This window comes from Sinorhizobium terangae (assembly GCF_029714365.1).
Lineage (GTDB): Bacteria > Pseudomonadota > Alphaproteobacteria > Rhizobiales > Rhizobiaceae > Sinorhizobium > Sinorhizobium terangae.
Genome location: NZ_CP121659.1, coordinates 158,045 through 171,969, shown reverse-complemented (window position 1 = coordinate 171,969; position 13,925 = coordinate 158,045). Strand labels below are relative to the sequence as shown.

9 protein-coding genes are annotated in these 13,925 nt (G+C 62.7%); 7 read left to right on the top strand and 2 right to left on the bottom strand.

The genetic code is table 11. The annotated features are described in order from the left end of the window. Positions 1-634: 634 nt before the first annotated feature. Complete coding sequence (locus QA637_RS00805) at positions 635-4,339, bottom strand: peptidoglycan-binding protein (protein WP_153438625.1); 3,705 nt, start codon at positions 4,337-4,339, stop codon at positions 635-637. Between the two features lie 427 nt (positions 4,340-4,766). Here QA637_RS00805 and QA637_RS00800 point away from each other — a divergent pair, with 427 nt between their 5' ends. From QA637_RS00800 to QA637_RS00785, 4 genes are all read left to right on the top strand, one after another. Beyond that, the gene (locus tag QA637_RS00800; RefSeq protein ID WP_283062961.1) at positions 4,767-6,563 is read left to right on the top strand and encodes an acyl-CoA dehydrogenase C-terminal domain-containing protein; all 1,797 of its coding nucleotides are present in this window, start codon (positions 4,767-4,769) and stop codon (positions 6,561-6,563) included. 109 nt (positions 6,564-6,672) lie between these two features. Continuing rightward, the gene (locus QA637_RS00795) at positions 6,673-7,881 is read left to right on the top strand and encodes an acetyl-CoA C-acetyltransferase (RefSeq protein WP_283062960.1); all 1,209 of its coding nucleotides are present in this window, start codon (positions 6,673-6,675) and stop codon (positions 7,879-7,881) included. A 23-nt stretch (positions 7,882-7,904) separates the two neighbouring features. Then, on the top strand, positions 7,905-10,118 hold the full coding sequence (locus QA637_RS00790; RefSeq protein WP_153438631.1) for a 3-hydroxyacyl-CoA dehydrogenase NAD-binding domain-containing protein: 2,214 nt from the start codon (positions 7,905-7,907) through the stop codon (positions 10,116-10,118). A 224-nt stretch (positions 10,119-10,342) separates the two neighbouring features. After that, a complete protein-coding gene (locus tag QA637_RS00785; protein WP_153438633.1) occupies positions 10,343-10,924 on the top strand; it encodes a LysE family translocator in 582 nt (193 codons plus the stop codon). 33 nt (positions 10,925-10,957) lie between these two features. Here the strand turns inward: QA637_RS00785 and QA637_RS00780 are convergent, their stop codons facing one another. After that, positions 10,958-11,431, bottom strand: coding sequence for an SRPBCC family protein (locus tag QA637_RS00780; protein ID WP_153438635.1), 474 nt, complete (start codon positions 11,429-11,431; stop codon positions 10,958-10,960). Positions 11,432-11,717: 286 nt separating this feature from the next. On the opposite strand from QA637_RS00780, the gene QA637_RS00775 reads away from it, so the two are divergent. The 3 genes from QA637_RS00775 to QA637_RS00765 all read left to right on the top strand — a co-directional run bounded on the left by QA637_RS00775 (position 11,718) and on the right by QA637_RS00765 (position 13,885). After that, entirely contained in the window at positions 11,718-12,233 is a 516-nt protein-coding gene (locus tag QA637_RS00775) for a winged helix-turn-helix transcriptional regulator (RefSeq protein WP_153438637.1), read from the top strand. A 151-nt stretch (positions 12,234-12,384) separates the two neighbouring features. Further along, on the top strand, positions 12,385-13,044 hold the full coding sequence (locus QA637_RS00770) for a S24 family peptidase (RefSeq protein ID WP_153438639.1): 660 nt from the start codon (positions 12,385-12,387) through the stop codon (positions 13,042-13,044). 13 nt (positions 13,045-13,057) lie between these two features. Then, entirely contained in the window at positions 13,058-13,885 is an 828-nt protein-coding gene (locus QA637_RS00765; protein WP_153438641.1) for a thermonuclease family protein, read from the top strand. The last annotated feature ends 40 nt before the right edge of the window (positions 13,886-13,925 follow it).

The following is a 13,925-nucleotide window of genomic DNA, read 5'->3' as shown; positions in this document are numbered from 1 at the left end:
TTGCTGCTCCACAATCCCTAACCGGAATCGATTGAGGAATTGTGCAATGCCTACTGCATGTTTCCTTAAATCGGAACCGATTTAAGGACAAAAAACATGCAGCAATTCAAAGCGCTACAGCGACCTTTGTGCGTCTGAAAAGACGCACGATGCTGTAGGGTTGTTCGCATCCTGCACGCATCCGGAGAGACGCACGGCGCGACGTTTCAAAGTGGCAAGTGATTTACCACGAGCAGGAATGTATGGCGGCGGACCGCCCCCTCGGCGACGAGGGACAAGCGGCAATTCCTCATGCGCCCCATGGTCCGAGCTGTCAACCTTTTCAGGCACATGGCCTCCAGACTTCGCCCCTGAACCCTGTCGCGCCGATCTGCGGCTTTATTGCGGCGGCTAAAACCACAGCATGCGCGCGCCGCTGGAAGATCATTTCGTTGTTTTATTGAAACAGTGAAATGACCCAGCTCCTTGCTGCGACGCGATTCCGGACGGAAAACCGCTGCGCACTTTTTCCTGGAATTGCTCTTTGAAGCGACGCAATTCCGGACGGAGAACCGCTGCGCACTTTTCCTGGAATTGCTCTTTGAAGCGACGCAATTCCGGACGGAAAACCGCTGCGCACTTTTCCTGGAATTGCTTAGGAATTCCGCTTCAAGAGTTCCCTGACGAGTGCGTCGGTGATCTCTCCGGTCGGCTCCTGGCCAATGGATTTCTGGAAGGCCTTGATGGCGGCAATCGTTTTCTTGCCCAGGTATCCATCCGGCGTCCCGGCGTCAAAACCATTGTTGTTGAGAATCGCCTGAATATTGCGCACGGCCTTGCTCATATCGACCGTGGCTGTCTTGGTCGGCGGACCGACCCAGGCGTCGGGGATATCGACGCTGTTCGCCTTGGCGTCGGCCGGCTGGACTTTCCATGCGTCGGCCTTGGCCATGGCGCTCGCCAGTTGTTCGGGATTCATCGCCTTGGCAATCTCGTCGCGCTTTTCGCCGGCATCCTTGTCGCCGTCGCGAGCCGCAATCGAGAACCATTTGTAGGATTCTTCCAGATCCTGCTTGACGCCATTGCCGCGGGCATAAAGCACTGCGAGGTTGAACTGGCTGTCGCGGACGCCGAGGCTCGCCGCCTTCTCGAACCATTTGGCGGCCTCGGCGAAGTCCGGTGCCCCGTCGCGGCCGCTGGCGAGCATGACCGCGAGATTGTGGGTCGCGCTGGCGTTGCCCGCGGCCGCCGCCTTGAGATAGAGCGCCTTCGCCTTCACGGTGTCGCGCGCGACGCCTGCCCCTTTTTCATAGAGATTGGCAAGCCGGTACTCGGCGGGGATCACGCCGGCATCCGCCGCGCGCTGATACCATTTTGCCGCTTCCGCGGGATCTTCCTTGACGCCGCGGCCTTCGGTGAAGCGTGTGCCGATCTCATAGAAAGCGAGAGGATCGCCACCCTTGGCGGCCGTGACAAGAGCGGGAGGACCAAAGCCTTCGGGAAGGACTACGTTGCCGGCCTTGGCGATCGGCTCGAATGTGCCCGCCTTGGCGGTGACGGCGGGAGCGACCTCAAACGTCGATGCGCTCGCCTGCGCCGGTTCGCTTGCCGGATGCAGCAAGGGTGCGTGGCTGCCGGCGGTAACGGGCGCTGTCTCGGCCGCCTTCGCGGCGGGCACCGAATTCGCGGCCGGGGCGGCATTCGCTGTCGCAGCGGCCCCTGGCGCGGGCGCTGCTTTTGCCACCGGCGCCTCTGCCTGTGTCTTTGCAACAGGGGCGGCGGCCGTTTCGGTCAGACGGTCGTCCACCGCCTTCGCTTCTGCAACTTGCGGAACAGCCTTCTGCTCGATCACTGCTGCCGGCTGGATTTCGGGCGTGTCCTTGCCCTTGAGGACGGTGCTGACGAGGGGATAGGACATGATCGCCAGCAGCACCGCACCGACCGCCATCAGGATCGGACGGCGATGACGGGCAAAGGCACCGGCAACGGACCAACCGCTGCTGTCCTTCACGCTGAGCGTATCCGCCTCCTCGACCGCCAATTGCGCCGCGCGGCGTGCAGCCGCAATGAAATCGGCCTTGTCGCCCTCGAAGGCCGGCTGGCTGCCGCGGCTCATCTGACCGGCGCGGACGCGCTCGAGAATCTTCTTGACGTCCGGCGCGCCGGAGCCGGGCTCGAGCAGCTGGTTGGCATCCTCGGGGGCGAGCATCTCGGACGGGTCGATCGATGGAGCGGGTTCGACCACCTGCCGCACACGCTCAGGCAACGCGGCAGTTCGTTTTCCGCTGAAGCGACGGGTGAGCCCTGCGAGCAATCCCGTCTTGGCAGAGGGAGCCGGCTCCCGAACCTCGTCCTTTTCGACCGTCGAAACCGCCTCGGCAACCACCACATCATCGACTGCGGCGGAAGCCGGCTCGATGACCGTCGCCTCGTCTTCCGCCTGCAGCACCTGAACATTGCGCTCGGTATCGTCGTCGCGATCGTCGAGACCGGCTCTACCGAAAGTGTTGCCGAATTCCGGCTGCGCGGCCCTCGGCATTGCGGGAATGCCGCGCGTTATCGCGGCCTCGGAGCGCCCAACGGCTGCGACAGGCCCGCGGTCTTCGAGCAGTTCCAGCTTCTCGGCAATCTGAACCAGCGTTTCATGAAGGGCTTCGAACGTGCGTGCCGTGCGTTCGTTGCTCGAACGGCTGAGATCCTCGAGCGTCCTCAGATCCTCGGCAAGCGCCGAGATTGCCGCCATGTCGCCGCTGGCATGCATCGGCCCATTCTTGGTAAAGGCCTCCATGACGGCTTCGGCCGCCTGGCGCGCTGCCTCGATGATGTACTCGTCGCTCGTTGCCAGATAGTCTTCAAGCGCGCTCATCCGGCTTTCGAAATCCACCGGAGCCGCACCGACCTCGACGCGCGGCTGGCCGATCAGGGTCGACAGATTGGCGATCTGAGTCTCGAGGTTGCGCAGCGCCTCACGGTCGTCGAATGGAGCGGCATGCGTTTCCTCCAGCCGTTGCGCGATATCCGCAAGGCGGTCTTCCAGACGCTCGAAGCGCTGATCCGCCACGGGTGGCGCGGCGTGCATGTTCAAGTCGTCGATCCGGCGCGCGAGATAGTCGAGGCGTTCGGCCAGAGCCGAGTTGACGCTTCCCTGGTCCAGAGCCTCGATTCGCTGAGAAATATCGGCGAGATAGTCAGCCAATTCCGCTTGCGCGTTTTTCTGGTTGCTCTCAAGCAGCATCGAGAGTTCGTCGAGGCGCTCCTCGAGACGGGTCGCGGCCTTTTCGCCCGACAGCTCTTCGATGCGCGCGGTCAGCGCTTCGATCCGTGCCCCGAGCCCGGCCTCGACGGGTCGAGAGACTTCGTCGATCTGCCGCGAGAGATCGCCGAGCCGACTTTCGAGACGGCTGACGAGAGCGTTGTCAAAATCGGCCGCATTGCGGCCATTGACCGCGATTGCCCGGCTGATTTCATCGAACCGTGCGTCGAAATCGGCAAGCTGCGAGACGAGGCGGCCGTCCTCCGGCTGCATTTGCCGCCCCAGGAGCTCGATCGCATCGGCAATCGCGAGCAGCTTTTCCTGCAATCCGTCGAAGGCCGCTCCGTTATCCAACGCGCCGATTTGCGACTTGATGTCATCGAGCCTGTAGGCGAGAGCCACGAGCTCGTCGTCGCGATTCCGGTCGAAGGCGTTCAAGCGCTCCTCGACATCCTTCCAGCGGTTTTCCAGTCGGCGGATGCCGTCCTCGTTGGCCAGGCCGTCGATCAGCGCCCTGAGGCCATCGAATTCGGCGCGCAGCGCGTCCGCCTGAGCTGGCGACGCCTGCCGGCCGAGCTGATGAATGCCATCCGCCAGGCGCTGCATATCTGCCCGAATGTCCTCAGCGAAAAGATGATCCTGCGCCTCGGCCTTGATGCCGCGGATTTCCGATCTGAGAGCACTCAGTTCGCGAACAAGCCCGTCACTGATATCGCGCTTCAACTCCTGCCGCAGGCCGACCAGAGCTTCGGCTATATCGGCCGCAGCCGACGCGGATCGCGCGGGTGCGGCGGGCGTTCGCGGCGCCTCCTGGACGCGGCTGGAAACAAAACGATCGGCCTCCCGCGCGGCGATACGTTCGCGCAGCGACGTCCGCTCGCGGCTTGCGTTCAGGGCGCGCTGGCGCTCTAGGATTTCTGAGACAGCGTCGCTGGTCGTCGCCGAGCGCTCGGCCTGTCGCTCCTGGGCGTCACGCCCCGCGCCGCTCATCAAGCCTTCGATACGCGCCTCCAGGCCCTCTATCGTTCGGTTCAGGGCATCAAGCGACGGCCTGTCGCTGTAGGACGGGATGCTTGCGCGCTGAGGATTGGATCGCGATCCGTTCATTGTCTCTTCGCCCCTGTCGTTGACCATCACCGAAAGCCGCGACGGGAAGAGCCAGGCTCCGAGTGGCGGTGCGATCGATGTTGCCAAAGCAACAACAGCGCGTGGACGGGACCGGTTGCAGCTTTGACTATCTCACCACCCACAATTCCTTAAACGTGGTAAATAAGCAGTTAATCAGTCTCAATTATTTAACGTTTTGTCAGGATCACGGCCGTTGCGCGCGCTCGGGCACGGGGATTTCCCTTCATGACGGCGCGATCGCAAAACTTTTCAAAACATCCACATTTTGACGTTTACGCAAACGTCACAATTTCGTAGCATCCAGCCGGCGATGCGAGACCGCGCCCGGCGGTGTACGCTCGAAGCATTGAGAATCGGGCAGACCGCACTCTGGCGCGTGCCCGAAGGGAGATAAGGCGAGGAACGAATGCCCATCTACAAGGCCCCGGTTGACGATACCCTGTTCATCCTCAACGACGTGCTCGGCATCGAGCGGTACAACAACCTGCCGGGCTTTGCCGATGCAACCCCCGACACGGTGGCGGCGATCGTCGGCGAGGCTGCCAAACTCGCGGAAGAGGCGCTTCTCCCGATCAACCTCTCGGGCGACCAGGAGGGTTGCAGACGCCACGACGACGGCTCGGTCACCGTGCCGAAGGGCTTCAAGCAGGCCTTTGATCTCTATCGCGAAGGCGGCTGGCTCGGCCTTGCGGCACCGGAAGAATTCGGCGGCCAGGCCCTGCCCTACACACTGCACACCGCCGTCGGCGAATTCATGTCCGCTGCCAACATGTCGCTGATGATGTATCCGGGCCTGACGCAGGGGGCGATCGCCGCCATTCTCGTTCACGGCTCCGAGGAGCAGAAGCGAACGTACCTGCCGAAGATGGTGGACGGCACCTGGACCGGTACGATGAATCTGACGGAGCCCCATTGCGGCACCGACCTCGGGCTCCTGCGCACCAAGGCCGTGCCGAATGGCGACGGCTCCTACAGGATTTCAGGCCAGAAGATCTTTATCTCCGCCGGCGAGCACGACATGGCCGAGAACATCATCCATTTGGTGCTCGCTCGCATCGAGGGGGCACCGGAAGGCGTCAAGGGAATCTCGCTCTTTATCGTGCCGAAGTTCAGGCTCAACGATAGTGGCGAACCCGGCGAGCGCAATGGCGTCTCCTGCGGTGCGATCGAAGAGAAGATGGGCATTCACGGCAACGCCACCTGCGTCATGAACTACGACGAGGCGACCGGCTACCTGATCGGTGCGGAGAACAAAGGCCTCAGCGCCATGTTCGTGATGATGAACGAGGCCCGTCTTGCCGTCGGCATGCAGGGGCTCGCGATCGCCGAGATCGCCTATCAGAATGCCGCCAACTACGCGCGCGAACGCCTCCAGGGCCGCTCGCTTTCCGGCCCGAAGTCACCGGACAAGAACGCCGATCCGATCATCGTCCACCCGGACGTCCGCCGTGCACTGATGACGATCAAGGCGTTCAACGAAGGCGGCCGCGCCTTCACGCTCTGGACAGCGCTGAAATCCGATATCGCCCACCGCTCCGACAGCGAAGAGGATCGCCAGGCCGCCGACGATATTCTCGGCCTGATGACCCCGATCCTCAAGGGCGTCCTGACCGATCGGGGCTTCGACCACACGGTCATGGCACAGCAGGTCTTTGGCGGTCACGGCTATATCGAAGAGCACGGCATGAGCCAGTACGTGCGCGATGCCCGCATCGCCATGATCTACGAGGGTGCCAACGGCATCCAGGCGCTCGACCTCGTCGGCCGCAAGCTGGCGATGAACGGCGGCCGCGCCGTCATGGCGCTCTTCAAGGAAATCGGCGATTTCTGCGAGGAAAACCGCAGCGACGAGAAGCTGTCGGGCTACACCAAGGCACTGAAGAAAGGACTGAACGATCTGCAGGCGGCAACCATGTGGTTCATGCAGAACGCCATGGCAAAACCCGACAATGCCGGCGCCGGCTCCACGGATTACATGCATCTCTTCGGCCTCGTCGTGCTCGGCTACATGTGGGGCAGGATCGCCAAGACGGCTGAGGACAAGCTCGCCGGTGGCGAAACCGAACGCGCGGACTATCTCAAGAACAAGCTCATCACGGCCCGGTTCTACATGGAGCGCATCATGCCCGAAACGGCACTGCGGAAAGCCCGTATCGAAACCGGCGCCGACACGCTGATGGCGCTGGACGCCGCCGCGTTCTGATTTCACACTCGGAGCAGGATGGGGAAAGCGCGGGGCGGCTTCGGCAAGCATCCCGCTCCAATGCATCAAGCGCGGCTCGAAGCGATGCCGCCCAAAGGGAGATCAAGAGATGACGAAAGTCTTCGTTTACGACCACGTGCGCACGCCGCGCGGCCGCGGCAAGAAGGACGGATCGCTGCACGAGGTGCCTTCCGTCCGCCTCGCGGCCAAGATGCTGGAAGCGGTGCGCGACCGGAACGGCCTCGACACGTCGACCGTCGACGACATCATCATGGGTTGTGTCGATCCGGTCATGGACGCGGGCTCGGTCATCCCCAAGGCAGCCGCCTTCGAGGCCGGCTACTCTACCCGCGCTCCCGGCATGCAGATCTCGCGCTTCTGCGCCTCCGGCCTCGATGCCGTCAATTTCGGCGCCGCGAAAATCGCCCAGGGGGCGGACGACATCGTGATCGCCGGCGGCGTCGAATCCATGTCGCGTGTCGGCCTTGGCATGTCGGGCGGCTCTTGGTTCATGGACCCCTCCGTCAACCTGCCGGCCTATTTCATGCCCCAGGGCGTCTCTGCCGACCTCATCGCCACTAAGTACGGCTTTTCACGTGACGACGTCGACGCCTATGCAGTGGAAAGCCAGAAGCGCGCCGCGAATGCCTGGGAAAAGGGCTACTTCAAGAACTCGGTCGTGCCGGTCAAGGATCAGAATGGCCTGACCATTCTCGACCGCGACGAGCACATGCGCCCGACCACCGACATGCAGGCGCTCGCCTCGCTCAATCCCTCCTTCCAGATGCCCGGCGAGATGGGCGGCTTCGAGGCCGTCGCCATTCAGGCGCATCCGGAAATCGAGCGGATCAACTATGTCCACCACGCCGGCAACTCCTCCGGCATCGTCGACGGCGCGGCTGCCGTGCTGCTCGGCTCCAAGGCCGGCGGCGAATCCATGGGGCTGAAACCGCGGGCGCGCATCCGCGCCTTCGCCAACATCGGCTCCGACCCGGCGCTGATGCTGACCGGTCCGGTCGACGTGACCGAAAAGCTCCTGGAGCGCGCCGACATGAAGCTTTCCGACATCGACCTCTTCGAGCTCAACGAGGCTTTTGCCGCGGTCGTCCTCCGCTACATGCAGGCTTTCGACATTCCGCACGACCAGATCAACGTCAACGGCGGCGCGATCGCCATGGGTCATCCGCTCGGAGCGACCGGCGCGATGATCCTCGGCACCGTGCTCGACGAACTGGAGCGTCGCGACCTCAACACCGCGCTCGTCACGCTCTGCATCGGCGCCGGCATGGGCACCGCCACCATCATCGAACGCGTCTGATCCGATCCCCGGGGAGAGAGAATATGTCTTACACGAACTTCAAGATCGAAACCGACGCCGATGGCATCGCGCTCGTCACCTGGGACATGCCCGAAAAGTCGATGAACGTCTTCACCCAGGAGGTGATGGAGGAGTTGAACGCGATCGTCGACCAGACGACCGCCGACGCGGCCGTCAAGGGGGTCGTCTTCACGTCGGGCAAGTCGTCGTTCTCCGGCGGCGCCGACCTCTCGATGATCAAGTCGATGTTCACCTTTCAGGCCGAGGAAAAGAAGAAAGACCCGGCCAATGCCGCGCAAAAGCTCTTCGACCTTGTCGGCCGCATGACGGGCCTCTTCCGCAAGCTCGAAACGTCGGGCAAGCCCTGGGTTTCGGCGATCAACGGCACTTGCATGGGCGGTGCTTTCGAGCTGTCGCTCGCCTGCCACGGCCGTGTCGCGTCCAACTCCAAGGCGGTGAAGATCGCGCTGCCGGAAGTCAAGGTCGGCATCTTCCCCGGCGCCGGCGGCACCCAGCGCGTGCCGCGACTCACCAATGCGCAGGACGCGCTGCAGATGATGACGACCGGCTCGTCGCTGACCGCGGCACGCGCCAAGGCAATGGGGCTCGTGCACGAGGTGGTCGATCCGGACAAGCTGGTCGACGCCGCCAAGGCAATGATCAAGAATGGTCTGAAGCCGGTTCAGCCCTGGGACGAAAAGGGCTTCAAGGTGCCGGGCGGCGGCATCTGGACGCCGGCTTCGGCCCAGCTCTGGCCCGCCGCCTCGGGCATTCTTCGCCGCGAGACCTATGGCAACTATCCGGGCGCGATCGCCATCCTCAAATGCGTCTATGAGGGCCTGCAAGTGCCGTTCGACACCGGTCTCAAGATCGAGCAGCGCTACTTCACCGAGATCCTGCAGACGACCGAAGCCTTCTCGATGATCCGCTCGCTGTTCATCTCGATGCAGGAGCTCGGCAAGGGCGCGCGGCGCCCCGGAGGCGTGCCGAAGGCCGAAGTCAAAAAGGTTGGCGTCGTCGGCGCCGGCTTCATGGGTGCCTCGATCGCCTACGTCACCGCTGCTGCCGGCATTCCGGTAAGCCTCATCGACCGCGACATGGAAACGGCCGGGAAGGGGAAGACGCACTCGGAAGGGCTGGTGAGGGATTCGATCGGCAAGGGCCGGCTGACCAAGGAAGAAGGTGAAGCCCTGCTTGCCCGCATCACGCCGTCGGCCGACTATGACGACCTCAAGGACGCCGGCCTCGTCGTCGAGGCGGTCTTCGAGGACCGGCAGGTCAAGAAGGAGGTGATCGAGAAGATCGAAGCGGTGATCGCCGAGGACGCGATCTTTGCCTCCAACACGTCGACCCTGCCGATCACCGGCCTTGCCAAGAACTCGAAGCGGCCGGAACAATTCATCGGCATCCATTTCTTCTCGCCGGTCGAGAAGATGATGCTGACGGAAGTGATCCTCGGCAAGGAGACTGGCGACCGCGCGCTCGCGACCGCTCTCGACTATGTCGCCGCGATCAAGAAGACGCCGATCGTCGTCAACGACACCCGCGGCTTCTACGTCAACCGCTGCGTCTTCCGCTATATCCATGAAGCCTACGACATGCTGATCGAAGGCGTTCCGCCGGCAATGATCGAGAACGCCGCCAAGATGGCCGGCATGCCGGTCGGCCCGCTGTCGCTCAACGATGAGGTGGCGATCGACCTCAGCCAGAAAATCCTGAAGGCGACCGTCGCCGATCTCGGCGAAAAGGCCGTCGATCCGCGGCACATGGCACTGATCAACAAGATGGTCGACGAACTCGATCGCCGCGGACGCAAGAACGGCAAGGGCTTTTACGAATATCCGGCGAAGCCCGCCAGGAAATATCTCTGGCCGGAACTGAAGACGCTCTATCCGCAACAGAATGCCGAAAAGATCGACGTCGAGGTGCTGAAGCAACGGTTCCTCGCAACCATCGCTCTGGAAGCTGCCCGCACGATCGAGGAAGGCATCGTCACCGATCCGCGCGAGGCCGACGTCGGCTCCATCCTCGGCTTCGGCTTCGCCCCCTATACCGGCGGCACGCTTTCCTACATCGACGGCATGGGTGCAAAGGCTTTCGTCAAGCTCTGCGAGAAGCTCGCCAAGAATTATGGCGACCACTTCAAGCCGACGCCGCTGCTGAAGGAGATGGCGGATAAAGGCGAGACCTTCTACGGGCGCTTCGATCCTTATGGGGAGGCGAAGAGGGCGGCGTAAGGTCACCTGCCCTTCGCAAGCAAGAATCCAGGGCCGTGCCGATGGGTGCGGCCCCTTCTTCATCCTTCGCCGAGGCGAGTGCCCTAAGTGCTCGGGCTTGACACACGGAGAGGGCAGCTCGACCAGCTCCACGAAATCCCCGCTGCGGGCGATTGACCAAGGTCAAGTCGGCGGGTTAGCGGGTGCGCTAAGAGCATGTGGAGAGATCAACCAGAACACCGTCCATGCAGCCGCTCCAGTTCGCCCTCGCCATCCTCCTGCTCCTGGCAACGCCCGGGCCGACCAACACGCTGCTGTGGCTTTCGGGTGCCGCGGCCGGTTTGCGGCGTTCGGCTCCGCTGCTTCTTGGCGAGCTCGGCGGTTATCTGACGGTGGTCGTACCGGTCGCCGCCCTCACCGCGCCGTTTATCTCCGCCCATCCGGAGATCGGGCTTATCGTCAAGCTCGCCGCCGCTAGCTGGATCCTTTTGATGGCACATGCTCTCTGGACCGCGAAGGCGCACGATGGCGCAGAGCGGCCGATCACGCTTGATCAGGTCTTCATCACCACAGTCGTCAATCCAAAGGGGCTGATCATTGCGCTCGCGATCATGCCTCAGGCGGGGCTGGTAGCGATGCTGCCCTGGCTTGCAGGTTTCGCAGTGCTGGTGGTGAGTGCCGGCTCGCTCTGGATCATCGCCGGTACTTTTCTTGCGCGACTGCCGAGGCGGCCGATCGGCCAGCGGCTGCCCCGCCGCGTCACCGCCGCCTGCCTCGTCGTGTTCTCCTTCGGTATGGCCGGCAGCGCGCTGGCATCAATGCTGTAAGGTGGCCGCCAAGCAGCAACTGGCACCATTGCCTCAGGCCGCGGCCGCCGTTTCGCCGAGTTCGGCGGCAAGAAGGCCTATCAACTGCTCCCAGCCTTCCCGACGACATTCGACCTTGTCCAGTCCGTCGAGGAAGGCGGCCTGTTCGGTGAAGACGAGGCGGGTGCCCTTACCCTCGGGCAGCAGGTCCAGGGTGGCGATGGAGGCAGAAATCCGTCGGTCATCCTTCGCCATGGTGTAGGCCGAGACGATCCGCCTGTTCTCGACGATGTCGAGATAGACGGTCTCGTTGAAATGGAACGTCTTGCCGTCCTGGCTGAAACGACCGCTTTCACGCCCGCCAACGCGGAAGTCGTGCCGGTATTCCGCGACCGGCCAATTGTCTGCCCTGACGAACCATCGGTCATTCGTCGCAGGATCAGCAAAGGCGTGAAAAACCCGCTCAGGCGACGCGTTGAAGACCCGTTCTATGGTGAAGCTTGCGTGCTCTACGGATGGACTTGTCATGGTCTTCTCCTCTTTGGTGGCCGAACCCCCGCGCTCCTCCGCCGGGGATCCTTTCGGAACTGACGTCATCGCCGACAATCCCGCGACTGCGTCACCCGGCGGAATACTGCTCTTGAATTAAAAGCAGTTGCACATTAGCTCCACTGATGCGATAATGCAAGCAGTTAGTCCGATGTGGAAAGGTGCAGGCGGTTCGGCCGGCATCTCGCATCTCAACTTGCCAGAATCGTTCACGTTCATGATCTTGGGTTCAGCCGCAAAATCATCGTGATCAACAGGGACCAGAATGACAGACGACCATCGCTCCGGTTGCCCGATCAATCTTTCGCTCGAAGTCTTCGGCGACAAATGGAGCCTGCTGATCGTCCGGGACATGATTTTTGGCGGCAAACGGCATTTCCGCGAACTCCTGCGCTCGCAGGAAGGCATCTCCTCCAACATTCTCGCCGATCGGCTGAAGACACTGGTGGAAATGGGCATGCTGACGAAGAGAGATGACCCCAGCCACAAGCAGAAGGCGATTTACAGCCTCACCGAGAAGACGATCGCATTGGTGCCGATCATGGCGCATCTCGGGGCCTGGGGCCGCCGCTATCTGCCGGTCACTGAAGAGCTGAGCATCCGTGCGCAACTGATGGAGGAAGGCGGGCCGGAACTGTGGGACCGGTTCATGGACGAACTCAGGGTCGAACATCTTGGCGCAACGCCTGCGGCTTCGGATGGACCCACGGTGCGTCAGACGCTGCAGGCGGCCTATGAGCAGGTCATGGCAAGGAAGGCGAAGGCGCGCGAGCCCGCCTGACCGCAGCTACCACATCTATTCTTAAATTGTCGGCGCTGTAGCCGGCAAAGGACTATTTTCCTTCGCATTCTTTACGCCCCTTACCTGCTTCGCTAATCTAAGGTGAGAGGCAGAAGGAATGGCGTCACTCGCCCTTCCGGAGTTGAATCGAATGCTTTCACACGACAGCATCTGGCGCGCCATCGACGCGCTGGCCGAGCGCCATCGGCTGTCGCCGTCCGGGCTGGCGCGTCGTGCTGGCCTCGATCCCACATCCTTCAACAAGTCGAAGCGCCAATCCGCCGATGGTCGCGATCGCTGGCCCTCGACGGAATCGATTTCAAAAATCCTCGAGGCGACCGGTTCGTCCCTCGACCAGTTCATGACCCTGATGGGCCCCGCAGCGGAAAAGAGCGTGCCGGCGGGCCAGCGGGAGCAATCGGCTGACATCCCGCTCATTGGCTTCGCCCAGGCCGGCGCCGGCGGCTTCTTCGATGACGGCGGCTTTCCGGCCGGTCAAGGCTGGGATGTGGTCGACTTTCCGGCAGCGCTCGAGCGCCGTTCCGGCGTGTACGCCCTGGAGATCCAGGGCGACAGCATGCTGCCGCTTTATCGCGACGGCGATATTCTGATTGTCGATCCAACGGCACAGGTGCGGCGTGGCGACCGTGTCGTGGTCAAGACCCGCGAGGGCGAGGTGATGGCGAAGGTGTTGTCCCGGCAAACGCCACGCGGCATCGAGCTCCTGTCGCTCAACCCGGATCACCCGAACCGCAATTTCGAAATGCCAGAGGTGGAGTGGATCGCCCGGATCATCTGGGCCAGCCAGTAGGATATCGTTCCTGATGCGGCAACAATCGTTCACAATCGCTGGCGGGTTTTTCGCCCTCCTGCTTTATGCAGGCATCCTCTGGGGCGGTGTCGCCGTGATCCGCGATCAGGAAGGTGCCGGACCGGATTTCCCCCTCGAAACGCCGGATGCAGCAGCGGTCGAATCCCCGAACCCGCCGGCAGAGGTGCCTGCCGCCCCACCGCCGCAGACAATATCCAAGTCGCAAGCAGTACACGAGCAGAAGGCGGGTGCTGGAAAGGTCGACCGCCTGCCGGCACGGACAATCGAACCGCAGCTTTTCGCCGTGCCACAGGACGGCATTGCGCAGCCGCTCGAGCGCATTGCACCGCGGCCACCGCTCTCCGAACCGAAGGAAAAGCCGGCAGCGACCACGATTGTCTACCAGCGTCCGGTCGCGCTCGCTGCCGGATTGATCCGCTCGGGCGAGACGACCGTCCAGCTCAAGGATATCGGACCGGAAAACGCCGAGAAGACCTGCGAGCGCAACGGCCGCAGTTGGCCCTGCGGCATGGTCGCGCGCACCGCCTTTCGAAACTTCCTGAGGGCGCGCGCGCTCGTCTGCGATCAGCCCGAAGAGAGTTCCAAGAAAACCGTCACGACGGCCTGCAAGGTCGGAAACGAAAACCCGGCGGAATGGCTGGTCAGTAACGGTTGGGCGACACCGCTGCCTGGCAGCCCGCTTGAGGCCAAGGCGGAAGCTGCCCGAAGCGCCAAGCTCGGCTTCTATGGCGATGACCCGCGCGATCTGAGCCGTGCGCCGCTCGTCATCGACGAACCGCCGGTGGCGACAGTACCGGACGACGCGGCACCGGACTTGTAAGCCCGACGTGAAATTCCTAACTGCCGTCCGTGATAGGAGT

Bases quoted from the DNA above. Each gene is read 5' to 3' on its own strand.
- QA637_RS00805 (WP_153438625.1), bottom strand. From the start codon at position 4,339: ATGAACGGATCGCGATCCAATCCTCAGCGCGCAAGCATCCCGTCCTAC.
- QA637_RS00800 (WP_283062961.1), top strand. From the start codon at position 4,767: ATGCCCATCTACAAGGCCCCGGTTGACGATACCCTGTTCATCCTCAAC.
- QA637_RS00795 (WP_283062960.1), top strand. From the start codon at position 6,673: ATGACGAAAGTCTTCGTTTACGACCACGTGCGCACGCCGCGCGGCCGC.
- QA637_RS00790 (WP_153438631.1), top strand. From the start codon at position 7,905: ATGTCTTACACGAACTTCAAGATCGAAACCGACGCCGATGGCATCGCG.
- QA637_RS00785 (WP_153438633.1), top strand. From the start codon at position 10,343: ATGCAGCCGCTCCAGTTCGCCCTCGCCATCCTCCTGCTCCTGGCAACG.
- QA637_RS00780 (WP_153438635.1), bottom strand. From the start codon at position 11,431: ATGACAAGTCCATCCGTAGAGCACGCAAGCTTCACCATAGAACGGGTC.
- QA637_RS00775 (WP_153438637.1), top strand. From the start codon at position 11,718: ATGACAGACGACCATCGCTCCGGTTGCCCGATCAATCTTTCGCTCGAA.
- QA637_RS00770 (WP_153438639.1), top strand. From the start codon at position 12,385: ATGCTTTCACACGACAGCATCTGGCGCGCCATCGACGCGCTGGCCGAG.
- QA637_RS00765 (WP_153438641.1), top strand. From the start codon at position 13,058: ATGCGGCAACAATCGTTCACAATCGCTGGCGGGTTTTTCGCCCTCCTG.